The organism is Planococcus circulans (genome assembly GCF_020023385.1).
Taxonomy (GTDB): domain Bacteria; phylum Bacillota; class Bacilli; order Bacillales_A; family Planococcaceae; genus Planococcus.
Genome location: NZ_JAIQCL010000005.1, coordinates 226072 through 250796, shown reverse-complemented (window position 1 = coordinate 250796; position 24725 = coordinate 226072). Strand labels below are relative to the sequence as shown.

Annotated in this window: 26 protein-coding genes and 2 other annotated features; of the genes, 24 read left to right on the top strand and 2 right to left on the bottom strand. The window is 45.8% G+C overall.

Annotation, left to right across the window (positions count from 1 at the left end; translation table 11 throughout):
* Positions 1–405: 405 nt before the first annotated feature.
* The 5 genes from thrS to K8U60_RS10755 all read left to right on the top strand — a co-directional run bounded on the left by thrS (position 406) and on the right by K8U60_RS10755 (position 4418).
* A complete protein-coding gene (gene thrS / locus K8U60_RS10775; protein ID WP_223638425.1) occupies positions 406–2334 on the top strand; it encodes a threonine--tRNA ligase in 1929 nt (642 codons plus the stop codon).
* A 57-nt stretch (positions 2335–2391) separates the two neighbouring features.
* Positions 2392–2532, top strand: a sequence feature (ribosomal protein L20 leader region).
* A gap of 83 nt (positions 2533–2615) precedes the next feature.
* Entirely contained in the window at positions 2616–3122 is a 507-nt protein-coding gene (infC, locus tag K8U60_RS10770) for a translation initiation factor IF-3 (RefSeq protein ID WP_191716076.1), read from the top strand.
* A gap of 27 nt (positions 3123–3149) precedes the next feature.
* The gene (rpmI, locus tag K8U60_RS10765; protein WP_006831131.1) at positions 3150–3350 is read left to right on the top strand and encodes a 50S ribosomal protein L35; all 201 of its coding nucleotides are present in this window, start codon (positions 3150–3152) and stop codon (positions 3348–3350) included.
* 171 nt (positions 3351–3521) lie between these two features.
* The gene (gene rplT / locus K8U60_RS10760; protein WP_146557605.1) at positions 3522–3881 is read left to right on the top strand and encodes a 50S ribosomal protein L20; all 360 of its coding nucleotides are present in this window, start codon (positions 3522–3524) and stop codon (positions 3879–3881) included.
* 258 nt (positions 3882–4139) lie between these two features.
* Positions 4140–4418, top strand: coding sequence for a DUF1294 domain-containing protein (locus K8U60_RS10755; protein ID WP_223638422.1), 279 nt, complete (start codon positions 4140–4142; stop codon positions 4416–4418).
* Between the two features lie 9 nt (positions 4419–4427).
* Here K8U60_RS10755 and K8U60_RS10750 read toward each other — a convergent pair whose 3' ends face one another.
* Entirely contained in the window at positions 4428–4814 is a 387-nt protein-coding gene (locus K8U60_RS10750) for a sigma-w pathway protein ysdB (protein ID WP_223638419.1), read from the bottom strand.
* A 96-nt stretch (positions 4815–4910) separates the two neighbouring features.
* On the opposite strand from K8U60_RS10750, the gene K8U60_RS10745 reads away from it, so the two are divergent.
* From K8U60_RS10745 to K8U60_RS10675, 15 genes are all read left to right on the top strand, one after another.
* Complete coding sequence (locus K8U60_RS10745) at positions 4911–5396, top strand: dUTP diphosphatase (RefSeq protein WP_223638417.1); 486 nt, start codon at positions 4911–4913, stop codon at positions 5394–5396.
* A 76-nt stretch (positions 5397–5472) separates the two neighbouring features.
* Positions 5473–6561, top strand: coding sequence for a M42 family metallopeptidase (locus tag K8U60_RS10740; RefSeq protein ID WP_223638415.1), 1089 nt, complete (start codon positions 5473–5475; stop codon positions 6559–6561).
* 280 nt (positions 6562–6841) lie between these two features.
* On the top strand, positions 6842–7804 hold the full coding sequence (locus tag K8U60_RS10735; protein WP_223638413.1) for a nuclease-related domain-containing protein: 963 nt from the start codon (positions 6842–6844) through the stop codon (positions 7802–7804).
* Between the two features lie 243 nt (positions 7805–8047).
* The gene (locus tag K8U60_RS10730; RefSeq protein ID WP_223638410.1) at positions 8048–8260 is read left to right on the top strand and encodes a helix-turn-helix transcriptional regulator; all 213 of its coding nucleotides are present in this window, start codon (positions 8048–8050) and stop codon (positions 8258–8260) included.
* On the top strand, positions 8250–8750 hold the full coding sequence (locus K8U60_RS10725; protein ID WP_223638408.1) for a hypothetical protein: 501 nt from the start codon (positions 8250–8252) through the stop codon (positions 8748–8750). Before K8U60_RS10730 ends, K8U60_RS10725 begins: the two co-directional genes overlap by 11 nt.
* Positions 8747–9196 (top strand): small multi-drug export protein, encoded by a 450-nt coding sequence (locus tag K8U60_RS10720; protein ID WP_223638406.1) that lies wholly within the window; start codon positions 8747–8749, stop codon positions 9194–9196. The genes K8U60_RS10725 and K8U60_RS10720 overlap by 4 nt, the downstream gene beginning before the upstream one ends.
* Positions 9197–9366: 170 nt before the next feature.
* Positions 9367–10134, top strand: coding sequence for a TrmH family RNA methyltransferase (locus K8U60_RS10715; protein WP_223638404.1), 768 nt, complete (start codon positions 9367–9369; stop codon positions 10132–10134).
* 47 nt (positions 10135–10181) lie between these two features.
* Positions 10182–10409, top strand: a binding site (T-box leader).
* A 39-nt stretch (positions 10410–10448) separates the two neighbouring features.
* Positions 10449–11486, top strand: a complete 1038-nt coding sequence (pheS, locus tag K8U60_RS10710) for a phenylalanine--tRNA ligase subunit alpha (RefSeq protein WP_223638402.1) — start codon at positions 10449–10451, stop codon at positions 11484–11486.
* 14 nt (positions 11487–11500) lie between these two features.
* Positions 11501–13900 (top strand): phenylalanine--tRNA ligase subunit beta, encoded by a 2400-nt coding sequence (gene pheT, locus K8U60_RS10705; protein WP_223638400.1) that lies wholly within the window; start codon positions 11501–11503, stop codon positions 13898–13900.
* Positions 13901–14068: 168 nt separating this feature from the next.
* A complete protein-coding gene (locus K8U60_RS10700; RefSeq protein WP_223638397.1) occupies positions 14069–14431 on the top strand; it encodes a type IV pilus modification PilV family protein in 363 nt (120 codons plus the stop codon).
* Entirely contained in the window at positions 14428–14826 is a 399-nt protein-coding gene (locus K8U60_RS10695; RefSeq protein WP_223638394.1) for a PilW family protein, read from the top strand. The genes K8U60_RS10700 and K8U60_RS10695 overlap by 4 nt, the downstream gene beginning before the upstream one ends.
* Before the next feature lie 11 nt (positions 14827–14837).
* Positions 14838–15986, top strand: a complete 1149-nt coding sequence (locus tag K8U60_RS10690) for a hypothetical protein (protein WP_223638393.1) — start codon at positions 14838–14840, stop codon at positions 15984–15986.
* Between the two features lie 341 nt (positions 15987–16327).
* Positions 16328–16684, top strand: coding sequence for a type IV pilus modification PilV family protein (locus K8U60_RS10685; protein WP_223638391.1), 357 nt, complete (start codon positions 16328–16330; stop codon positions 16682–16684).
* The gene (locus K8U60_RS10680) at positions 16671–17108 is read left to right on the top strand and encodes a prepilin-type N-terminal cleavage/methylation domain-containing protein (protein ID WP_223638378.1); all 438 of its coding nucleotides are present in this window, start codon (positions 16671–16673) and stop codon (positions 17106–17108) included. Before K8U60_RS10685 ends, K8U60_RS10680 begins: the two co-directional genes overlap by 14 nt.
* Before the next feature lie 9 nt (positions 17109–17117).
* Positions 17118–18188: a hypothetical protein gene (locus K8U60_RS10675; RefSeq protein WP_223638375.1), complete on the top strand. Its 1071-nt coding sequence runs from the start codon at positions 17118–17120 to the stop codon at positions 18186–18188.
* 41 nt (positions 18189–18229) lie between these two features.
* Here the strand turns inward: K8U60_RS10675 and rnhC are convergent, their stop codons facing one another.
* Positions 18230–19162 (bottom strand): ribonuclease HIII, encoded by a 933-nt coding sequence (gene rnhC / locus K8U60_RS10670; RefSeq protein WP_223638372.1) that lies wholly within the window; start codon positions 19160–19162, stop codon positions 18230–18232.
* An 82-nt stretch (positions 19163–19244) separates the two neighbouring features.
* Between rnhC and zapA the strand changes: the two genes are divergently transcribed.
* The 4 genes from zapA to K8U60_RS10650 all read left to right on the top strand — a co-directional run bounded on the left by zapA (position 19245) and on the right by K8U60_RS10650 (position 24706).
* Positions 19245–19505 (top strand): cell division protein ZapA, encoded by a 261-nt coding sequence (gene zapA, locus K8U60_RS10665; protein ID WP_065537053.1) that lies wholly within the window; start codon positions 19245–19247, stop codon positions 19503–19505.
* A gap of 5 nt (positions 19506–19510) precedes the next feature.
* Positions 19511–20047: a CvpA family protein gene (locus K8U60_RS10660; RefSeq protein ID WP_223638369.1), complete on the top strand. Its 537-nt coding sequence runs from the start codon at positions 19511–19513 to the stop codon at positions 20045–20047.
* Between the two features lie 56 nt (positions 20048–20103).
* The gene (gene polX, locus K8U60_RS10655) at positions 20104–21813 is read left to right on the top strand and encodes a DNA polymerase/3'-5' exonuclease PolX (protein ID WP_223638366.1); all 1710 of its coding nucleotides are present in this window, start codon (positions 20104–20106) and stop codon (positions 21811–21813) included.
* A gap of 532 nt (positions 21814–22345) precedes the next feature.
* Entirely contained in the window at positions 22346–24706 is a 2361-nt protein-coding gene (locus tag K8U60_RS10650; protein ID WP_223638363.1) for an endonuclease MutS2, read from the top strand.
* Positions 24707–24725: the final 19 nt, after the last annotated feature.

The following is a 24725-nucleotide window of genomic DNA, read 5'->3' as shown; positions in this document are numbered from 1 at the left end:
AATCCCGCTTACCCCCTTCGAGCAGCAGCTGTGAACAGTCTCCTCAGTAACAGCTGACGGAACCGGCCCGTTAGCCGATGCAGAGCTTCATTCCGAACGGATCTGTCCGTTTTGAATAGAAGAAGGGTGGAACCGCGAGCTAAAGCTTCGTCCCTTTTGGGATGGGGCTTTTTTGTGTGGAGAAAAAAGAAAAGCGGAAGCGGCCGTCAAGGTTCGACAGGCGTAAGACAGACCGGCAATGTGGCGTTCTTTGACACATAGTCGGGTTGGCTTATGACCCGAGAACCTGGCCGCTGGAGCTGGACAATGAAAAGCGGAAGCGGCCGCTTACGAAAAACGGAAATGCCCGGCCAGACCCTGTGGCAGAGGCATTTCCAACAGATCTAATTAAAAGGAGAGATTGGCATGGCAGACATGATTCAACTAAAATTCCCTGATGGGGCAGTAAAAGAGTTTGAACAAGGCACAACTACTGAAGAAATCGCACAATCCATCAGTCCGGGATTGCGCAAAAAAGCATTGGCCGGAAAAGTTGGCGACAATTTGGTCGACTTGCGTGCACCATTGAAGGAAGATGGGGAAATCGCCATCATCACACCTGAATCAGATGAGGCGCTGGAAGTTCTGCGCCACAGCACTGCGCATCTATTGGCACAGGCAATCAAGCGGATGTATCCGGATGCGAAGCTGGGTGTCGGTCCAGTTATCGAAAATGGCTTCTATTATGATATCGATACAGAGACTGCGATCACTTCAGAAGATTTGCCGTTGATTGAAAAAGAAATGAAGAAAATCATCAATGAAAATGTCGAAATCATCCGCCATGACGTGACTCGTGCAGAAGCACAAAAACGATTCGCGGCTATTGAGGATCCGTATAAATTGGAACTTCTTGAAGCGATTCCGGAAGATGACCAAGTGTCCATCTATGAACAGGGTGACTTTTTCGACCTTTGCCGAGGCATTCATGTGCCATCAACAGGCAAATTGAAAGAGTTTAAATTATTGAGCGTTGCTGGTGCCTATTGGAGAGGGAACAGCGACAACAAGATGCTTCAACGCATCTATGGAACTGCCTTTTTCAAAAAAGAAGATTTGAAAGCTCATCTTGAAATGCTGGCGGAAGCGAAAGAACGCGACCACCGCAAAATCGGGAAAGAACTGAATTTATTCATGAACTCTCAAAAAGTCGGACAAGGTTTGCCGATGTGGCTACCAAAAGGCGCGACAATCCGCCGCATCATCGAACGTTATATTGTCGATAAAGAAGAGCGTTTGGGCTATGACCACGTCTACACTCCAGTAATGGGCAGCGTGGAATTGTATAAAACAAGCGGACATTGGGATCATTACCAGGACGATATGTTCCCAGTCATGAAAATGGATAATGAGGAATTGGTGCTGCGCCCGATGAACTGCCCGCATCACATGATGATTTTCAAACAAGGCATCCATTCATATCGCCAGATGCCGGTCCGTATTGCGGAACTGGGATTGATGCACCGCTATGAAATGTCGGGTGCTTTGTCCGGATTGCAGCGCGTCCGCGGAATGACATTGAATGATGCTCACATCTTCGTCCGTCCAGACCAGATCAAAGAAGAATTCAAACGCGTCGTCAATCTGGTGGTTGACGTCTACAAGGATTTTGACATCAAAGATTATTCATTCCGTTTGTCTTACCGTGATCCAGCGGATAAAGAAAAATACTTTGACGATGATGCAATGTGGAACCGTGCACAAGCCATGCTGAAGGAAGCGATGGATGAGCTGGAAATCGATTATACAGAAGTTGAAGGCGAAGCCGCGTTCTACGGACCGAAAGTAGACGTTCAAGTGAAGACAGCTCTTGGCAAAGAAGAGACATTGTCGACTGTCCAGCTTGATTTCCTTCTGCCGGAACGTTTTGACCTATCGTATATCGGCGAGGATGGCAAACAGCATCGTCCAGTCGTTATCCACCGTGGAGTCGTTTCGACAATGGAGCGCTTTGTCGCATTCTTGATCGAAGAATACAAAGGGGCATTCCCGACATGGCTTGCGCCAGTTCAAGTGGAAATGATTCCGGTATCGCTCGATGCACACAGTGCTTATACAAAAGAGCTGCAGGAGAAATTGCAGAACCACAAAATTCGCGTGGATATCGACGAGCGCGACGAAAAGCTCGGCTATAAGATCCGCGAAGCACAAATGCAGAAAGTGCCTTATATGCTCGTCATCGGCGATAAAGAACTGGAAGACGGTTCGGTCAATGTCCGTAAATACGGCGAACAGAAATCCGAAAGCATGCCTTTCGAGGACTTTGTGAAACTGGTTCAAAGCGAACTTCGCTAGAATGGTTGACAGGTCCTAAGGCACGTGATACTATGAATAAGGTTATAGAATACTTATATGTGCAAGCAGGAGCACCCGCTTCTCACCTGATCGACCGATTGTTGGCAGGTATACACGATTGACTTTTACACGCAGAAAGAAGCGTGTTGTCATATTTGCGGGTGGACCTCTGTGGTCCATCCGCTTTTGTTTTGATCGGAACCCTGTAAACCGGTTCGGCCGGTTCACACATTTAAGCTATTCGCGACACTATCCGGAGGTGGATTACTATTAGCAAAGACATTAATGTAAATGACGGTATTCGTGCACGTGAGTTGCGAGTTATTGATCAAAACGGTGAACAACTTGGCATCAAAACACGTAACGAAGCACTTGAAATTGCAGCTCGTGTCAACTTGGATCTTGTTCTTGTGGCTCCTCAAGCTAAGCCGCCGGTTGCTCGTATCATGGACCATGGTAAATTCAAGTTTGAGCAGCAGAAGAAAGATCGTGAAATCCGTAAAAATCAGAAAGTGATAGTCGTCAAAGAAGTACGCTTAAGCCCTTCAATTGACGATCACGATTTCAACACGAAACTTCGCAACGCGATCAAGTTCCTTGAAAAAGGCGACAAAGTGAAAGCTTCTATTCGTTTTAAAGGCCGTGCGATTACGCACAAAGAAATCGGACAACGTGTACTTGAACGTTTCGCAGAAGCGTGCAAAGAAGTTGCTACGGTTGAACAGCGCCCTAAAATGGATGGTCGCAGCATGTTCTTGATGCTTGCACCAGTCAACGAAAAAGAATAAGAGATCATTGTTTAGGAGGAATTCGAAATGCCGAAAATGAAAAGCCACAGCGGTGCGTCAAAACGTTTCAAAAAAACGGGTACTGGTAAAGTAAGACGCAACAGCTCACATACTAGCCACTTATTTGCAAACAAATCAACTAAGCAAAAGCGTAAACTTCGCAAAGGGAAATTAGTTTCTTCAGGCGACTTGAAGCGCATCAAATCATTAATCTATAACATGAAGTAAAAACGAAAAGCGAAAACGGCCGTTCAGCTCCGGCAGACTTAAGATGAACTTCCGAAGCGGCGTCTTTGCCGCACAGGAAGGGCAGCTTAAGACCGAGGAGTTGGCCCGTTGGAGTCTGGACAAGACCGAACAAAAATCGAATTTTATATATTCAGCAGGAGGTAATGTGATATGCCACGCGTAAAAGGTGGAACAGTGACGCGCCAGCGTCGTAAAAAGGTCATTAAATTAGCAAAAGGTTATTATGGTGCAAAGCACATCCTTTTCAAAGTAGCAAACCAACAGGTAATGAAGTCAGGTAACTATGCTTACCGTGACCGTCGCAACAAAAAACGTGATTTCCGTAAATTATGGATTACACGTATCAACGCAGCAGCTCGCATGAACGACATTTCATACAGCCGTCTTATGCACGGATTGAAAGTTGCGGGCATCGACATCAACCGCAAAATGCTAGCTGAAATCGCTGTATCTGATGCAGCTGCATTCACAGCATTGGTTGACCAAGCGAAGCAAGCAGTAGCTAAGTAATAAAAGCGTAAGCGCCTATCCAGGCCCGACAGGCTTAAGGTGGCCCATCGAAGCGGCGTTCTTTGCCGCATAGATGAGCTGACTTAAGACCCCGAGGGGCTAGGCGCTGAAGCTGGACCGTAATAAGAGCATAAGCGCCTGTCCAAAGCAGCCCATAGACCCTCACACAACTAGAAAGCTGCAATGCTCAGGCGTTTAGCGAAACAATAAAAAAGACTGACGAATCTTCGTCAGTCTTTTCTTATGGAGGAAAACACGATGTTTTTGATTATCTTTGGCTATTTTGCGATTTTAACGGTGATGGCATTTGTAATGATGAAGGTCGACAAACACCAGGCCCAACGCCGCGGCCAGCGGATTCCGGAAAAAAACCTGTGGACTGTGGCGATTTTCGGCGGCGGCATCGGCGCCTATTTGGGCATGATGGTATTTCGGCATAAAACGAAGCATACCAATTTCCGCATCGGCTTTTTAGTGCTGGCGATGCTGGATATTGCCATTCTCATCTGGAGCTACCAGAACTTTTTTACTGGGTAAGCGCTGAAGTCATTCTTCTTGCTTCATTAAACGTTCAATCGGATTTTTCCAGTTGATGCGGGCTTCCGGATAGTTCATCAAGATTTCCTTTTCGAGAAATTGGAAATCTTCTTTCGTGAAGCCCTGCAATTTATCGGGGTTTTCCACCCATACAAAAATGGAAACCACTTCGAATGAATTTTCAGTAGTGCCCAAGTATTTTTCGCCTTCGAACAACACGCCGCGAAGCGCGATGAAAAAGTTTTTCTGCACATTTTTCACGTCATCAAGAAAATAATAGGTTCCGGATTCAAGAGCGGCATCCAATTTCCTTTTCGGATCTACGATATAGCGGATCAATCGGTAAAATAAGTAGATGATCAATGCCAGTACAATGAGGCGTATGAGAAAAGCCATTTGAATTACCTCCTAAGTTACATAGTCCTACTAGTTATTATACGAGTGAAAAGTAGTTTGGTTTCAAGATTTATTCTATTAAAAGGAGAGATTTTTATGAAATTGAAGGAATTGTTTACCATGCAGGAAGAACTGGATCGCTTTATTCAATCAAACCAGGAAATCAATGAAGATGTTTTTCGCAAAAAAGGCTTGGCTTTATTAGTGGAATTGGCGGAACTGGCGAATGAAACGCGCTGCTTTAAGTTTTGGAGCACGAAAGGCCCTTCTGAGCGATCTGTCATTTTGGAGGAATACGTCGATTCAATCCACTTCCTTTTGTCGCTTGGGATCGAAAAAGATTTGAACTCGCTGGAGATTTGGCCGGACCCAGTGGCAGATAAAGATTTGACGGAATTGTTCCTGCTGACGCAAAAAGCCATACAGGAATTTCTGGAGAATTATTCGATGTCCAACTTCAAGGAAATCTGGAGCTGCTATGGGGGATTGGCGCTGGCGCTGGAATTCACTTATGATGAAGTGCTGGAAGCTTATATCCAAAAGAACAAAACCAATTACGACCGCCAGCATAACGGCTATTGATCGAATGAATGTTTTGATAACTGTTCAGAATTGCACTATAATGGGTAAGCAATGAATTACTTAGGAGGTCGAAATAATGTCTAATTTGGATGAAACACAATTGATGTTAAAAGAATTGACGGATGCGAACGCCATTCCCGGAAATGAGCGCCAATCGCGTGAAGTCATGAAAAAATACATAGCGCCATTTGCCGACTCGATTGAAACAGACAATTTGGGAAGTTTGATTGCGAAAAAAGAAGGGCTGGCGGACGGACCCAAGATCATGGTCGCTGGCCATTTAGATGAAGTCGGATTCATGATTACTCAAATCGATGAAAAAGGCTTTTTGAAATTCCAACCCGTAGGCGGCTGGTGGTCACAGGTGATGCTGGCACAGCGCGTAACCGTCACGACACGCAGCGGCAAGGAAATCACCGGCGTAATCGGTTCGAAACCGCCGCATATCCTAACTCCGGAAGCGCGTAAGAAGCCTGTCGAGATCAAAGATATGTTCATTGACATCGGTGCATCGACACGCGAAGAAGCGAAGGAATGGGGAGTCACTCCAGGAGACATGGTCACACCGTATTTCGAATTCACAGTGATGAACAATGAAAAATTGCTGATGGCGAAAGCCTGGGATAACCGCATCGGCTGTGCGATTGCCATTGACGTCCTGAAAGGGTTGAAAGGCGTCGACCATCCGAACGTCGTTTACGGAGTGGGTACGGTCCAGGAAGAAATCGGTTTGCGCGGCGCTAAAACGGCGACCGCTCAAATCCAGCCGGATATCGGATTCGCTGTAGACGTAGGCATTGCCGGGGACACACCGGGCATCACCAGCAAGGAATCCAACAGCAAAATGGGCGAGGGCCCTCAATTATTGCTGTTCGACGCCTCAATGGTGTCCCATCGCGGATTGCGTGAGCTGGTTGTGGACACTGCTGAAGAAGCTGGCATCCCGTATCAATTCGAAACGATTGCCGGCGGCGGAACAGATGCCGGATCCATCCATTTGACGGCAAACGGCGTACCCGCTTTGGCGATCGGCGTAGCGACACGCTATATCCACTCGCACGCAGGTATCCTGCACCGCGACGATTATGAAAATGCAGTGAAGCTGATCATCGAAGTGATCAAAAAGCTTGATAAAGAAACAGTAGCCCGTATTACATTCGAATAAATAAGTGGAACCCCTTCGCGTCGGTGAAGGGGTTTTTTTAGTGGCTGCGGCTGTTCTGCAAACAAACTAGCGTATACCGCAAACAAACACGTGTATTCCGCAAATAAACCCAATATAGCGCAAACAAAAGCTCGAACAGTCGCTTTTCGCTGGCGAAAAGCATCCGTTCAAGTGTTTTGTTCTTATGAATTCCGGAAAGGTGATAGAAATCAGGTAAATCTATTAGGGAAAGAAGAATCGCTTAATGCTATACTTCAGATATTCTGTTGGGAGGTGCTCAATGAACAAGAAAGAAGTCGTTTTGCTGTCGGAAGCGGAGTCGTTGGAAAGGCTGTTATACCGGTTGCCGGAAAACCATCCGCAACGGCAATTTATTCAAATTGAACTGTATAGGACAGCTGCAGGGAAACGGGGAGAGGACAGGCTCGAGCGCAAATTCATCGAATTCAGTCCGGAAGAAAATCATCGGTTCCTGCGAAATATCTGTTTAACTTTGGGTGAGTGGAAAATCCAGATGGACGGATTGTTGCTGACTGAACGCGGTGCAATCATCGTCGAATCCAAAAACATCAGCGGTCAGTTGTATTTTGATGACAAAACGGGAGAGTTCTCGCGAGTCGATTTGGATGGTGTACGAACCGTCATGGAAGATCCGACAATCCAATTGAATAAGCATATCCGTTTTTTAAATAAATTCTTCAAGCGGCATAAGATCAATTTTCCGATCGACGGCATCGTTGTTTTCACCTCAAAAAATTGTGAGTTCATGATTAAACCTGCGACGAACTATGTATGCAAAACTTATCAGCTGGTCGATTATTTGTTCAAGATCCTTCACACATTCCCTCAAGAAGCTACGCATCAAAATTTAGCGAAAATCGATAAACTCCTTCAAAAATTCCACACTCCTTATAAACGGCAGCCCTTGTGCCAGCTATACTTTATCGATGCCGACGAACTGAAGTCAGGAGTTCTTTGTGTAAACTGTAAAAAACATACGATGGTGCGCAAACGCAAAGCAGGATGGATATGTGGACAATGCCATACGGTGGACCCGCAAGCTCTTCAACAGGCCATTCAGGAATATTTTTCATTGATCCATCCTCAGTTGAGCAACCAGCAGCTCCGGAAATTCTGCAAGCTGGAGTCTCCTTATACGGCTTCCCGACTATTGGCGACTTTCGAACTCGAAACCGCCGGTGCATTGCGGAACCGGACGTATCAATTAAAGAAGGAACAGTAGCTTTTCGCCTCTGGTGAAAAGCTTTTTTATGTGTTCTGCAAACAAATTGCCGGATTGCGCAAACAACAGCCGGTATTCCGCAAACAACTCGCGACTTAGCGCAAACAAACGCCTATATTCCGCAAACAAATGTTTATTAGAAGGATCATAACTCACAAAATGTACACTATACTTGACTAAATGTTAAGTATAGTGTACATTTTGTACTATATACCGAACATTTCATTGGAAAGGATGAAGCGGATGCTTAAGAACCGCGTAAAAGAACTACGGGCTCGATACGGTTTCACGCAAAGTGATCTTGGCAAACAAGTCGACGTCACCCGCCAGACGATTGCGTTTATTGAGAAAGGGGAATTTTCCCCGTCGATCACGCTGTCGTTGAAGCTGGCAAAGGCGCTTCAAACAAACGTCAATGAATTATTTTGGCTGGAGGAGGATAGCAATGAAAAATGATTTTCGTATGCAGTATCCGTTGTGGATGATGGGTTTTATTGTGGTGCTGGGGATGTTCGCCTATGGCGTCAGTTCGCCGGCGACAGAAATAGTCAATACAGAAACGGTGCAGAGCATTTCAATAGAGCTTGGACCCATCGCCGGATTTTTCGCTGTGGGGGCAGCCGCACTTTACATTTTATTGCTGGCAGGTTTCATCTTCCAGCTGACACGCCATAACAGAAAGAATCCGACGCAGAAAGTTTCTGCCTTCTCAATCCGGCCTCCTGAATACCTGGAACAGGACGAGGGAATGACGTATATTACACGAAAAGCGTCTCAGAAAGTCTACACGTTCATGTCCTGGAGCCTGCCGATGCTAGCGGTGTTTGCCATATTTTCTCCATTGCCAAACCTGTTTACCGTTTGGGGAATTCTGCTGATTGCCCTAATCCAATACCTAATCTACTATCTGGAAATCCGTAAGCATTTTAAGGAGGAAACCGAATGATTTATGAATATTTGCTGGTCTTTTTGGGAGCCGCGATTCCCTGGTTCGAAATCGCTCTAGTAATTCCACTTGGCATCATCTGGGGCTTGTCGCCGTTTTGGGTGATGATAGTGGCGTTCGTGGGCAATATGCTGACGGTGTTGGCATTGATCATCGGTTTCGACCGCTTCCAGATCTGGTACAACAAACGCCAGGAAGCGAAAGGAAAAGCCAGTACGAAAAAAAGTGAACGCGCGAAACAAATTTGGAATCGGTACGGCTTGCCTGGCCTAGCCATGCTCGGACCTATTCTGATCGGTACCCATATCGCAGCATTCATCGGGATGACGCTGGGGGCAACGAAAAAGAACACAACCGTTTGGCTGACCATCAGCATTGCGGTCTGGACATTGGCGTTCGGCATTTTGACTGCTCTCGGCTTTGATTTCTTCACGAGGGAAATCTAAGCTGTGTCCAGACTCCAGCGCCCAGCCCTTCGAGTCGCTTCAGCCTTTCCAGCAATTGCAAAGGACGCCATTACCGTAAAGGCGTCCAGCGCTTGTCGGGGCTAGATGGGCGCTTCCGCTTTTCTGTATGCTATACTTGAACTACTCTGAAATAAAGGCGTGATCCTGTAATGAAAAGAATTGAATCGAACCAAAACTCACTCGTCAAGCATTGGAAAAAGCTCGGGACGACCCGCAAAGAGCGCGATAAATTTGCGGAATTCCTGGTGGAAGGCTTTCATTTGACGGAAGAGGCATTGAAGAAAAAAGACCTTATCAAGTCGTTGATTGTCCGTGAAGGTGTAGACATTCCAGCGGACTGGGATATTGAAGGCGTTGCGCATTACTCCGTGACAGCTGCTGTGGCGAAGGAAATATCGGAAACCGAGCATACGCAAGGCATTTTCGCGCATTGTGCGCAGCCTGAGTTTACGGAAGACGAACAGAAATCCTGGACCAAGCTCCTGATGATCGATGCTGTCCAGGACCCGGGCAACATCGGTACGATGATCCGCACTGCATCGGCGAGCGGCATCGATGCTGTGATTCTTGGAAAAGGCTGTGCAGATCCATTCAATCCGAAGACCGTCCGTTCGGCGCAAGGATCGCATTTCCAGATTCCCGTCGTCAAAGGGGAATTGATCGATTGGACCGCACAGGCCAAAGCCAACGGCATCAAAATCTTCGGGACGGCGCTGCAAAACTCAACGCCGGTTCACGAAGCGGAAACGCATGAACAGTTCGCGTTGATTGTCGGCAATGAAGGCAGCGGCGTCGATCAAGTATTGCTGCAACAGACAGACCAGAATTTGATGGTGCCGCTTTACGGCAGCGCAGAATCCCTGAATGTTGCAGTTGCTACAGGCATTCTTTTGTACAGCCTGGTGCCGAAAAACTAAGTTTGATAAAAATCGTGAACTTTCGTATAATGATAAAGTAAATAGAAGTAAAAGCGAAGAACGGGAAAAGTACGTTGCGCCCTTACATCCCAGAGATTCCGCACCTTGACTGGAAGTGTGGATATGTAAACGCCTCAGAAGTTCACCCCGCGAGCTGCCCAACGGGACCAGTAGAGATGCTGTAAAGATGGGCCGGTGAAGAGCCGTTATGTAAATGAGTGATTGCTGTATGGCGATAACTAGGGTGGTACCGCGAATAATGCCTCGTCCCTTTTCTGGGACGGGGCTTTTTACTGTCTAAGGAGGAGAAAAGAATGGAAGCACAATTGCAGGAATTGAAAACACAGGCACTCGAAAAGATCGCCGAAGCTTCAAACGTTAAAGAATTGAATGACGTCCGTGTGGCGTATCTCGGGAAAAAAGGGCCGATTACAGATTTATTGAAAGGCATGGGGAAACTCCCAGCTGAAGAACGTCCAAAAATGGGCGCATTGGTCAATGTGGTTCGCGAAGAAGTGACAACTCAGCTGGAAGGCCGTATGGTCATTCTGGAAGAGGAAGCGATCAACCAGAAGCTGCAAAGCGAAACGATCGACATCACGTTGCCGGGACGTCCTGTCAAAACAGGCAACTCGCATCCGTTGACGCGCGTTGTGGAAGAAATTGAAGACCTGTTCATCTCCATGGGCTATGAAGTTGCAGAAGGCCCGGAAGTGGAAAAAGACTATTACAACTTTGAAGCCTTAAATTTGCCAAAAGGCCATCCCGCACGTGATATGCAGGATTCCTTCTATATAACAGAAGATATTTTACTGCGTACACACACATCACCGGTACAGGCGCGGACGATGGAAGCAAAAGGCGGCGAGCCGATCAAAATTATCTGTCCGGGCAAAGTGTACCGTCGCGACAGCGATGATGCGACGCATTCGCATCAGTTCACGCAAATCGAAGGATTGGTCATCGGGGAAGATATCCGCATGAGCGACCTGAAAGGGACGCTTTCCGTATTCGCCAAGAAAATGTTCGGAGACGACCGTGAAATCCGTCTTCGCCCGAGCTTCTTCCCGTTCACGGAGCCTTCAGTGGAAATGGATATTTCCTGCTTCAAATGCGGCGGCAGCGGCTGTAACGTTTGCAAGAAAACAGGCTGGATCGAAATTCTGGGCGCTGGAATGGTGCATCCGAATGTTCTTGAAATGGCCGGCTATGACTCGAAACGCCTGACTGGCTTTGCTTTCGGCATGGGTCCTGAGCGTATTGCCATGTTGAAATACGGCGTCGAGGATATCCGTCATTTCTATACGAACGATGTCCGCTTTTTATCCCAATTCCAACGTACAGAACTTTAAGGAGGAAATAAACTATGCTCGTATCCATTAACTGGTTAAAAGACTATGTAAATACACAACAATTGCCACCCGCCGAACTGGGTGAAAAAATAACGCGTTCCGGCATCGAAGTGGATGCAGTCATTGACCGTTCGCACGGCATGACAAATATTGTCGTCGGCTATGTCGAGTCTTGCGTCAAACATCCGGAAGCGGATAAACTATCGATCTGCCAAGTCAACGTCGGTGAAGAAATTGCACAGATCATCTGTGGTGCACCGAACATCGCTGCTGGCCAGAAAGTCATCGTGGCACGTCCTGGAGCAACACTTCCCGGCGATATCAAAATCAAAAAAGCGAAGCTTCGTGGAGAAGAATCGCATGGCATGATCTGTTCGTTGCAGGAGCTTGGCATTGAAGGCAAACTGGTGCCGAAAGCTTACGCTGAAGGAATTTACGTGTTGCCGGAAGACGCGGAAACCGGTTCTGACGTCATCACCAATTTCGATTTGGATGACACGGTGCTGGAACTAGGCTTAACGCCGAACCGCGCAGACGCGATGAGCATGCTAGGAGTCGCTTACGAAGTCGGTGCGATCCTTTCTGAAGAAGTGCAACTTCCTGAAATCAGCTACAAAGAAGCATCTGACACAGCAGCATCCATGCTGACATTGAATGTCGATGCACCTGAAGCCAATCCGCTCTACGTAGCGAAAGTGGTCCGCAACATCAAAGTGCAGGAGTCGCCGATGTGGCTGCAGCAGCGTTTGATGGCAGCCGGCGTCCGTCCGCATAATAACGTGGTCGACGTCACCAACTATATTTTGATGGAATACGGCCAGCCGCTTCACGCATTCGATTACGATGCATTGGACAGCGGCAATATCACTGTTCGCCACGCTAAAGAAGGCGAAATGATAACGACGTTGGACGATGCTGAACGCAAATTGTCCGGTCATCATCTGGTCATCACCAACGGCGAAAAACCAGTGGCGATTGCCGGTGTCATGGGTGGTGCCAACTCGGAAGTCAGCGATTCGACGACAACTGTTGTCATCGAATCCGCTTATTTCGCATCAGGTTCTGTCCGTCAGACATCGAAAGACCACGGCCTTCGCAGTGATGCAAGCTCGCGTTATGAAAAAGGTGTGGATCCAAACCGCGTCATTCCAGCCGCAGAACGCGCAGCACAATTGCTGTCCGAACTTGCCGGCGGGGAAGTGCTGGCTGGATCAGTGGTATTCGACGAGTTGAATAAAGAAGAGAGAATCGTCAAAGTTTCACCGGATTTCATTAACAGCCGTCTTGGGATGAAAATCGCTTTTGAAGACATGCTGGATATTTTGAACCGCCTGAAATTCAACACAGCCGCAGTAAACGGGCAATTGGTTATTTCTGTGCCGACGCGCCGACAGGACATCCAGATTCCTGAAGATGTCGTGGAAGAAATCGCACGCCTGTATGGCTATGATGAAATTCCTGCAACGTTGCCGGAAGCGGAAACCACGCCGGGCGGATTGACGCCTTACCAGGCAAAACGCCGCATTGCCCGCAATTTGATGGAAGGCGCCGGTTTGCTGCAGGCGACGACGTATTCACTGACTTCCGAGAAGTCGGCGAAGCAATTTGCTTTGGAAGAAACGGAAACGACGCGCCTGTTGATGCCGATGAGCGAAGAGCGCAGCATCCTGCGCCAAAGCCTACTACCGCATCTTTTGGAATCTGTCACATACAACACGGCTAGAAGAATGGATTCAGTGGCTTTGTATGAAACCGGTTCGGTCTTCCTGAAAGGCGACGACGAATTATTGAACGAGCAGGAGCATCTGGCGGTTGCCATGACCGGCCTTTGGCTCGACAACAGCTGGCAGGGTGAGAAAAAGCCCGTCGACTTTTTCGTCCTGAAAGGGATCGTCGAAAGTCTTGGCAATAAACTCGGTGTCCAGTTAACATTCGAACGCGGCCAAATGGATGATCTGCATCCAGGCAGAACGGCATTCATCATGCTGGACGGCCAACGCATCGGCGTTATGGGCCAATTGCATCCAACCGAACAAAAAGCGCGCGACTTGAAAACAACGGTTGTCATGGAACTGAACCTGGCAACGCTGTTGAATCTGGAAACAGAAGCATTGGTGTACACGCCAGTGCCGCGCTACCCATCCATGTCACGCGATGTGGCATTGGTCCTTTCCAAAATCGTCGAAGCGGGTACGATTGAAACCGTCATCCGCAACGCAGGCGGCAAGCTATTGAAAGACGTCCGCGTATTCGACTTGTACGAAGGCGATAAAATGGAAGAAGGCAAAAAATCAGTCGCTTTCTCCTTGACCTACTTCGATCCTGAGAAGACCTTGACGGACGAAGAAGTCATCAATGCACATGAAAAAGTAATGGCAGCCTTGACGGAAGTCGGCGCTGAGCTTAGAAGCTAATCTGATTCGATAGTAATGAGTTAAAAGGATGAACCCACAGGGTTCATCCTTTTTTCTTTATTTAGTAAGTAAACTGGTTCATAAAATTTACTTTTTATAGGTCTTTTTAATTTAATAGAGGATAAAATGTGATAGTATTTAACTATCATAATTAATGGAGGTTCTCTTGTGAAGAGGCTGATGCAAAACGAAAAAGGGTTGACGTTAGTTGAAATATTGGCAGCTTTAGTGATTCTGGGAATTGTGCTTGTCAGTGTGATGAGTTTTTTTACACAATCGGCGAAGTTTACGGCACATAATAATGAGAAATTGACGAATGTACAGATAGCGGAAGAAGTAGTTGCTGAAGTAAGAATTGGTACATACACTAATGACCAGGTTTTCAATAAGAAAAATCATCTAGTTGAAATATATATTGAAGCTGGGCCAGGAGATTTAAAGTTAGCGGTTATTACAGTAAATTCTCCGGATGATGTTGGGATTGATGAGCCTGAATTTACAACACAGATGTACTTCAAGGTGTCGTCATGAAGAATGAAAAAGGAATCACATTAGTCGAACTGCTTGCTGCCTTAGCTATTCTGGGCATTATTGTCATAGTCATAGCTTCTGTCTTATCAACAGGAACAACAGCTTCAAATAAAACCGCCACAAAACAACAGCTGCAGCAGGAAGCAAATCTGGTTGTTGAAGTTCTTCGAAGCGAATATTTGAAATCAGATAATCAGGTATTTGTTTTAAGTGTGGAAGAGAGCAATGGGGAGCAAATCTTACTATTGGATTCAAGACCTATTTCACAAGGATACAGGTATAGGTTTACGGATACTGAAATAGATCCGAATTTCGATACTAAGTTTGAAATGACAATTTTGGATGCTGATGGCCAATATTACGAAATTGATACAACGTTCAGTAAATTGCGGTGAGGAGAGTAATTATGGATTTCTTAAAGAATCAGAAAGGTTATGCGCTATTGATGGTTATGCTGCTTGTAGTTCTTTTTACAATACTTGGTATGGGGTTACTAACAATGAACATAAATGCATCAAAGCAGTTTAACTTAAAAGAAGAGCAAGTAGAGGCTCGTCATCTTTCTGAAATGGGTATCCTTCATTATCATAACGTGTTGGAGACGGTAGTGAGTGCCAATACCACTGATTTGAAATGTACTAAAATTGAGCCTTTGTTACAAATTGTAAATGCTGATAGTAAAAGTGACTCTAAGTACGAAGTTGCGGGAAATGGGTCTTCAGGCAATTCATGTATCGAGCGAGGCGGAACATTGGAAGTGAAAGTACAAAGCAAGAGTGAAGGAGACCTGGATACCGAAAAAATAATTACAGCTACTTACTTTGTTAAAAATAAGGGAACCCATATTCCTGGAAATGGAAGTAGTACCCCTTTATCTCCGATAGTACCTACTAAACCTATTACTAATGCAGATAAACTAACTACTTGGAACAAAAGTTGTGACAAATCAGGTCAAAAGAAATGTAAAGATGCCCATGAAACCATCCAAGAATTTACTGAAGTAACTATGATAGAAATGAAACAAAACAGCTTGCACTTTAAGGATAGCTTGGTAATGGATAATCTTGTTGTGAATGGGGGCAATGGAGCGACCTTGAAAGTGGATAAAAATATGTATGTGTCAAATGAAATCGATGTCCAAAACCACGCATGTATTGCTGTTGGGCAAAATCTCGTGGTTAAGCAGAACATGGAATCCGTAAATAAATTGTCTATGGTCGTTTATAGAGATACCTATTTACCTCAGGTACTGGGAAGCACCAGTCCAAATAATGAAATGTATGTATTCGGCAATGTGTTCCTGCCAAGCGGCTTTTCATTGCCGCCAAAAATAGGGAAAATGAAAATCTATGTTAAAGGCAACGTATACAAAATAGCTGGAGAAACCATCACTAAAATAGCAAATCCCTTTGGATCTATGTCACAGAATCAAGCTAATATAGCAAATAGGCTGCCGTGTGCTAATCCAGGATTGGAGCAACCTATTACAACACCCACAGTTCCTAGCGTAGCATTTTGGGAACTGGAAGACGATCCTTTGATTGATTATAAATAAAATATCGAGTTTTAATATTTTTTACCTAACCATCTATATATATGCACCTTTTCATTTTTTCTTTATTGGGAAACATCTTGGATTAAAGAAATCAAACTCCTACAAAAATTATCAATTACGTCATCTGTTATAACAGAGATAGGAATTTTAAGAATCAGTAAATTATTTTCGTAAGTAGAATCTAATCGATTCTGCTCTTTTTTAATGGATTCATATATATAATAAAAATATTTACTTTTAATAGAAAATATATACATTATTATACAAAACCTATGATAATATTAAAATGAAGTAGCCGATAATATTAAAATCAGTAAAAAATCTAAGCGGAGGCTTAAATTATGAAAATAGTTAGTCAAAAAGAAGAAGGATTGACCTTAGTTGAAATTTTGGCGGCTTTGGTGATTTTGGGGATCGTGCTGGTGAGTTTTATGAGTTTTTTCACACAATCAGCGAAGTTTACTACCTTCAATAATGAAAAATTAACTGCAGTTCAAGTTACCGAAGATGTAGTTGCAAGTGTTAGAGAAAATAATCTGGATTATAAAGATCTTTATCCAGAATATAAGATTGATGTAGTGAGATCTGACGGGCCTACTAAAAATTTAAAGCACGCCAAAATCACGGTGAAAGCAGTTGCTGGAACGAGAACAAATGAGCCAGGGTTTACTACGGAAATGTATTATGAGATGGAATAGCCAACGAGGCATTACATTAGTCGAGCTATTGGCAGTTCTAGCGATTATGGGAATTATTGTGGTTGGAATTATATCCGTGTTATCAACGGGAACGAATTCTGCAGATCGGACTTCCTCACGTCAGGAACTTCAACAGGAAGGCAACCTGATTGCAGAACGAATTCGAGGTCACTATTTGGAAAGCCCTTCACTCGTATCGGCAGTGCCTGCCATTAAATGCGGACCCGATCAACAGATTAAAATCACAGTAGCATCTAATAAAGCTCAATTAAAGATGGATGGTGTCATTATTTCAGAAGGCTATGAGTATGAGTTAACTGAAGGAGCGACGTTGTGTCGGGATAAAAGGTCTCCATTGAAATTAACGATAAAAAAAGCCGATCAGAAGTTTGTCATCCAAACGGCATTCAGTAAATTGAATTAGGGGTGTAAGATGCAACGGTTAACTAATGAAAAAGGCTATGCTTTATTGTTTGTGATGCTCCTCGTTGTGCTTTTTACAATTTTAGGGCTGGGTTTGTTGCTGATGAATGCCAATGCTTCAAAACAATTTTCGTTAAAAGAAGATCAGGTACAGGCTCGTCATTATGCAGAAATGGGCTTGCTTCACTATCAAGCATTGGTTGAAGAAACTGTAGAACTTTATAAGTTTACGGCCACGCAAACAGGAGCAACTACAGCATTAGCCAAAAGTCGTCAAGAGCTTTGCACAAAAATCAAAAATATCGGCAGCATTCAAAAGAGTGGGAACGGAAGTACTTATAAAGTGCCGTCGGCGGGGCTTACTGGATGTTCCACGGGCGATTCCGGAAAGATTACCGTAACCATGAAGAGTACTGGAATAGCAGAAAGTGGCACCACAAAATTAGTGGAGGGAAGCATGGAAGTGACGCCTCCGACAATTGTGGTAACTGAAGTGAACCCTGCAACAGGGCCCGCTATTCCAGCCAAGCCGATGAACACCACTGGTCAAGCACCGATTACTTCCTATCCTCCATCTGGAGATGTGAAAGGGTTTGTGGAAATAGATGGTCCCTTTCCAATTCAAAGAACCTCCTATCATTTTGAATCATTCATTATTAATTCTTTGCCATCTAACAATGCTTTACTTGCCGGAGGAGGAAATAGTGGGGATACTCTAAAGATTGAAAAAGACTTATATATCGGCGGCGGTGTCTATTCGAATAACTTTATTTGTATTTACGTTCAAGGTAACCTGACCATTTTAGGGAATGTTAACTTAGGACCTTATAGCCTAATCCTTGTATACGGGGATGCTTATATTAAAGGGTCCATAACAACTAATCCGAACGCTAAAATTCATGTGATCGGCAACACATATATCGGTGCTTCTAAAACATTGACTACAGCCTATAAAAGCTTTCCAGGGTATACCAAAAGCTGCGAAAGCATCGTCACTTGGCCAGACCCCGTAGAAGTCGCACAAACCGGTAAAGTATACAATTGGTCACTGAACAACAAGCTCAATACGATTTATCATTAAAATAATAACCCCTGGAGAAATTTTCTCCAGGGGTTATTCGTCTATCCACGCCGCTTCCCAGCCAACACCTTCGCCTTCCCTGTATTCGCAAAATGCACCTTCGTCAAGCTCTTCAGATACGCTTCGCCATGCTTCAGCAAAATCTTCGCTGCCGCTTCGTCGACAATTTTTCCAGCACCTTTCGGCAAGGTGACGCCGGCTTCAGCACTCATGCGATCCATTTCTTCGAGAAAAGCCACACGCGCAATGATGGAAGCACAGGCGACTGAAACGTGGAGACCTTCTGCTTTGGTGGAAAACAGGACGTTCTCGCGGATGATTTCGGGTTCTTCTTTGATGTGTTTGTAGTAAATGCCGCGCTCCGCAAATTGGTCGATCAGGATGGCGTCCGGTTTTTCCGGCGCGATCTTGCTCAGTACGTGTTTGAGAGCCTGGTTATGGAGCAATGCTTTTATTTTTCCTTGTGACCAACCTTGGCTCTGTACTTGATTGTATTTGTCGTTTTTCAAAGTCAGCACGCTGTGGGCGAAGGCTTCTCTCAGATCGGGTGCCACTTGGCGCATCCACGCATCGGTGAGCTGCTTGGAATCTTTGACGCCGAGTTCATGGGCAAGCTCTACTTTGTCTGTGGGTACGTAACAGGCGGCCACTGTGATCGGGCCGAAGAAATCGCCGGTGCCGGTTTCGTCGGATCCGAGAACGGATAATTTGGCGAAGCCGTCGGGCAGTTTGTCGCCTTTAGTGGATACGGTCTTTTCCGTCGCCGGCAATGCCGCACCCCATTTTGCTGCTTCCCGTTCGGCGCCATTTCCTTGGAACATGACTTTTCCTGAAGTGTAGACGGTCACGACCGTATCCGGCAGTTTGGCACTGAACCTGGCGTATGGGTTCTTGGTCTGGATGTTGTTTTTCTGGTAATGTGAAATCACTTGGAGAATACTTTCCTCCGGGAGTTTCAGAACTGTATTTGACATGGACGAGTCACCTTTCTTTGATTCACAATCGGCTTGTTTTCATGGTATGATGGTCTATAGAATTCCAAAGGGGGATATTGCATTGTCAGAGCAACATAAAATTCACACGGTCGTTGACATCTATGGCAACACCTATAAAATGGTCGGTACTGAAACTTCAGGACACATGCGTCTCGTTGCGTCGATCGTCGACAGCAAAATGCGCGAGATCAATGCCTTGAATCCATCGCTGGACCAGGCAAAGCTTGCCGTTTTGACTGCATCGAATGCGGTACATGACTATCTTAAACTGAAAGAGCAAGTTGAACAATTAGAAAATGAATTGAAAAAACTGAAGGGTTGACGTGAATGCTTGATATACTTTTAATCATCTTACTGATCGGTGGCATCATCGTGGGCGCCAAAAGAGGATTTGTCGTCCAGCTGATCCATATGGTCGGATTTGTTATTGCCTTGGTCGTGGCTTATAAATATTATAAACCCTTGTCCGAATACTTTGTGCTGTGGATTCCTTACCCAGCGATAAATGAAAATTCCCAGTTTACGCTTGTCGTAGACCAGTTGGACTTGGATCAGACTTTCTATCAATTATTGGCATTCGCTATAATTTTCTTTGTGGTGAAGTTTGCTTTGCAGTTGCTGGCGTCCATGTTCGATTTCCTGAAGTTTTTGCCGGTTCTTGGCTTTTTCAGCAAAATTTTGGGTGCGGTTTTAGGATTTGTTGAAGCTTACATACTGCTCTTTATTTTCATCTATGTGTTCGCGCTGCTTCCTGTGGATGTCGTGCAGAACCAGTTGGAGAATTCAGGGATTGCCCAGTCTATGATTGAGCATACGCCTTATTTCTCTGAGAAAGTAAAAGAATGGTGGTATATTTATATGTAGTAGGAACTTCTCTCTTACGAGGGAAGTTTTTTTAATCGAAATGAGGAGGGCTCTTGGTGAATAAGAAGATTATCATCAGAACGCTTGAGAAAATTGCGTTATACATGGAACTTAAAGGGGAAAACCCGTTTAAAGTATCGGCTTTCCGAAAAGCCGCACAGGCGCTTGAACTGGATCAGCGCAGTCTGGACGAAATCGAAGATGTCACCAAGCTGAAAGGCATCGGCAAAGGAACAGGGGACGTCATTCTGGAACTGATCAACGACGGCAAGTCCACGGTGCTGGAAGAACTTCAGGAAGAAGTACCGAAAGGCCTTGTCCCGATGATGAAGCTTCAGGGAATGGGCGGCAAGAAGATTGCCAAACTTTACAAGGAACTGGGCATCGATTCGATGGAAGCCTTAAAGGCCGCTTGTTTGAATGGAGAAATCCAGAAACTACCGGGATTTGGCCCGAAATCCGAAGAGAAGATCCTGAAAGAATTGAATGACTTCGAAACCAAGCCGGACCGCCAGCCAATCTGGAAAACAGAAGAAACGGTGGCGTTCATCGAAGATGTTCTGATTACCATTGCAGAAGTCACCGAGTTTTCTGTTGCCGGAAGTTTCCGCCGCACAAAAGAAACCAGCAAAGATCTGGACTTCATCATCGCGACAGCTGAACCCGCACGCGTAAAAGAGCAATTGCTGGCAGCCTTGCCGGTACAGGAAACGATTGCGTCGGGAGACACGAAAGTTTCAGTGACCGTGGATGTGCTGGAGCCGATTGACGTCGATTTCCGTTTAGTGGCACCTGAAGAATTCGTCACCGCGCTGCATCATTTCACCGGATCGAAGGATCATAACGTGAGAATGCGGCAGCTGGCGAAATCGCAGAACAAGAAAATTTCCGAGTACGGCGTCGAGCAGGAAGATGGTACGGTCACGACATTTACATCCGAACCCGATTTCTTCGCACATTTCGGCCTGCCTTTCATTCCGCCATCGGTGCGTGAAGACGGACGGGAACTTGACCGATTGGAAGAATTGCCTGACCTTGTGACGATTGAAGACATCAAAGGCGATCTGCATATGCATACAACCTGGTCGGATGGAGCCAATTCATTGAAGGAAATGGTTGAAGCTTGCGTAGCGAAATCCTATCAATTTATGGTCATTACCGACCATTCACAGTATTTGAAGGTTGCAAACGGCCTGACGCCGGAACGGTTGACCGAGCAGCATGGACTGATCCGTGAAATTAATGGGCAATACCCGACAATCGAAGTGCTGTCAGGTACCGAAATGGATATTTTGCCGGATGCCACATTGGATTTTGATGATGACATGTTGAAACAATTGGACTTTGTCATTGCCAGCATCCATTCAAGTTTCCAGCAACCGCAGGAACAGATCATGGATCGCATTTTGACGGCCATGAAAAATCCGCATGTCCACATGATTGCACATCCGACAGGCAGAATCGTCGGACAGCGCGAAGGCTATGATCCGGATGTCGAACAGATACTGGATTGGGCAAAGGAGTACGGCAAAATTGTTGAATTGAACGCCAGTCCGTACCGCTTGGATCTTGCAGTACCGTATTTGGTCATGGCACAGGAAAAAGGTGTGCCTGTCGCCATCGATACGGATGCCCATGCGATCGAAGGCCTGGAAGTCATGGAAACCGGTGTCAAGCATGCCCAAAAAGCCTGGCTGAAAAAAGACACCATCGTCAATACATGGTCGCTGGAAAAATTCAAAGCATTTTTGAATAAGAAAAAATAAAAATATATAAGTTGGACTAATAATTTAAATAGAATCGTTTCTGTTTTGGATATTCCATAAACCAGCTCCGCTTTCCTATGAGCTTGCACCGAACTAACTCGGGCTAAACGCCCGAGTGGATTTCTTGTATGTCGTTGCACTGCTCCCGCGGGAGTCTCCGCTGGTTTGCTTCATATTCTGTTGATCTGTTAGTGAAGACGATTAGAAGAAAGGGTGCAAGGCGGTGAAGGGCAGAGATGTGCTCCTGCATCGCTGCGCTAGCTTCGTCGCAAAGACTTGGTCTCAGCAGGCTTCGACCAATGCCTTTCCTGCGGAAGAGCTGAGTGATGAGACCCCGCAGGAGCTTGCGACGAGGAGGCTCAGCGCTTCGTCCGCGGAAAGCATCAGCCTTGAGCACTTTCTTCGTTAATTCACTCTTATTAAGTTAAAAAGAAAATTCATAAGTTCAACTTATATCGCTTCGTCTAATTGAAGCAGAGTTATCTTTTGCAATATCATTATCAATTTATCTGAAACGTTAGGAGGTTCTTCAATGATCGCAGAGCGCGCATTAAGAACACTTGAATTTTATAAAATCCGCGATGAAGTGGCACGTTTCTGTACTTCGTCACTCGGAAAAGCCCATGTGGATAAGCTTTTGCCATCCACAGACATCAATGAAGTCAACCGGCTGCTCGAAGAGATGGACGAAGGCGCCCAAGTATTGCGTGTTAAAAACAATGTGCCGATGGGCGGGATCTTCGATATCCGCCTGCATGCACGAAGAGCACAAATCGGCGGAAGCCTAAGCCCAATGGAATTGATGGAAGTTTCATCGACCATCCGAGCGAGCCGCATCCTGCGCCAGTTTTTCGAAAGTATTCAGGAAGAAGCGGTGATTCAGATTCCGCATTTTCTGGAGAAGAAAGAATCGATGCCGATTCTGACAGCTCTTGAACACGCCATCAATGTCTGTATTGATGACAATGGTGGGGTCTTGGACAGCGCCAGTTCAGAACTGCGCTCGATCCGTCAGCAATTGCGGACACAGGAGAGCCGCGTACGGGAACGCCTGGAAAGTCTGGTGCGTGGAAAAAATGCATCGAAAATGTTGTCGGATTCGATTGTCACGATACGCAATGACCGTTTCGTCATCCCGGTCAAACAGGAATACCGCAACCATTACGGCGGTATCGTGCATGACCAATCTTCTTCAGGGCAGACCTTGTTCATCGAACCGGATGCAGTTGTACAGGCAAACAATGAAGTGCGCCGCCTGAAGATGAAGGAAAAAGAAGAAATCGATCGGATCCTGCTCATGCTTTCAGCGCAAGTGCAGGAAGTTGCCCATGAATTATTCAATTTGGTTGAAGTGCTGGGTGAAATCGATTTGATCCTGGCAAAAGCAAAATACGGTGCAGCCCATAGAGGCACTAAGCCGACGATGAACACAGAAGGCTATATCAACTTGCGGAAAGCCCGCCATCCATTGATTCCGAAAGACGAAGTCGTGCCGAATGACATCGAATTCGGTGGAGATATTACCGCAATCGTCATAACGGGGCCGAATACAGGTGGGAAGACGGTAACCTTGAAGACTGTGGGACTGTCGACATTGATGGCTCAATCCGGACTTCCAGTACCTGCACTCGACGGTTCGGAGTTGGCGGTATTCGATCAGATTTTCGCAGATATCGGAGACGAACAGTCAATTGAGCAAAGCCTTAGTACTTTTTCTTCCCATATGGTCAACATCGTTGACATCCTGACCAAGTTCGATGAGAATTCACTGGTTATCTTCGATGAACTGGGAGCGGGAACGGATCCGCAGGAAGGTGCAGCGCTGGCCATTTCGTTATTGGATGAAGTCCATGGCAGAGGTGCACGCGTCATTGCGACGACGCATTATCCTGAATTGAAGGCATATGGCTTTAACCGGCCGGGCGTGGCGAATGCCAGCGTGGAATTTGATGTGGAGACATTGAGCCCGACCTATCGTCTATTGATCGGTGTTCCTGGCCGAAGCAATGCCTTCGAAATCTCCAAACGCCTCGGTTTGCCGGAGCATATCATCAAACATGCCAAGAGCTTTACGGGAACTGACAGCAAAGCCGTCGATTCGATGATCGCCTCGCTCGAGAAGAGCCGCCGTGAAGCAGAGCAGGACGCCGAGCGGACCAAAGAGGTTCTATCCCAATCGGAACAGCTGAAAAAAGAGCTGGCTCAGCAATTAGTAGAATATGAGCAGCAAAAAGAACGGCTGGAAGAAAAAGCGAAAGAAAAGGCGCGTAAAATTGTCGAAGAAGCCAGAGCAGAAGCAGAAGCTGTCATCTCGGATCTGCGTAAAATGCAGCTGAATCAAAGTTCTTCCGTAAAAGAACATGAACTGATCGACGCGAAGAAACGCCTCGAAAACGCCATGCCGGAAAACCGCATCCTGAAAAAAGCGGCGAAAGACAATGCGGCGAAGCCCTTGAAAGCCAATGACGAAGTCAAAGTGATTTCATTCGGCCAAAAAGGGACCTTGGTCGAGAAAGTTTCCAAAAATGAGTGGATTGTTCAAATCGGCATTTTGAAGATGAAATTGCCTGAATCCGACTTGTCTTATACCAAACCGGAAAAGCAGAAAGAAACGCGGACCATGGCGACATTGAAAGACCGGGACAGCCATGTGAAGATGGAACTCGATTTACGTGGTGAACGCTATGAAGATGCACTTGCACGTGTTGAAAAATACCTTGATGATGCGTTATTATCAAACTATCATCAAGTTTCGATCATTCATGGAAAAGGGACGGGTGCACTGCGCCAAGGCGTCCAGCAGTATTTGAAAAAACATCCACGAGTGAAAAATTATCGTTTTGGTGAAGCAGGTGAAGGCGGCTCGGGTGTGACCGTCGCCGAATTAAAGTAAGTTTCCGCAGAGGAGCATA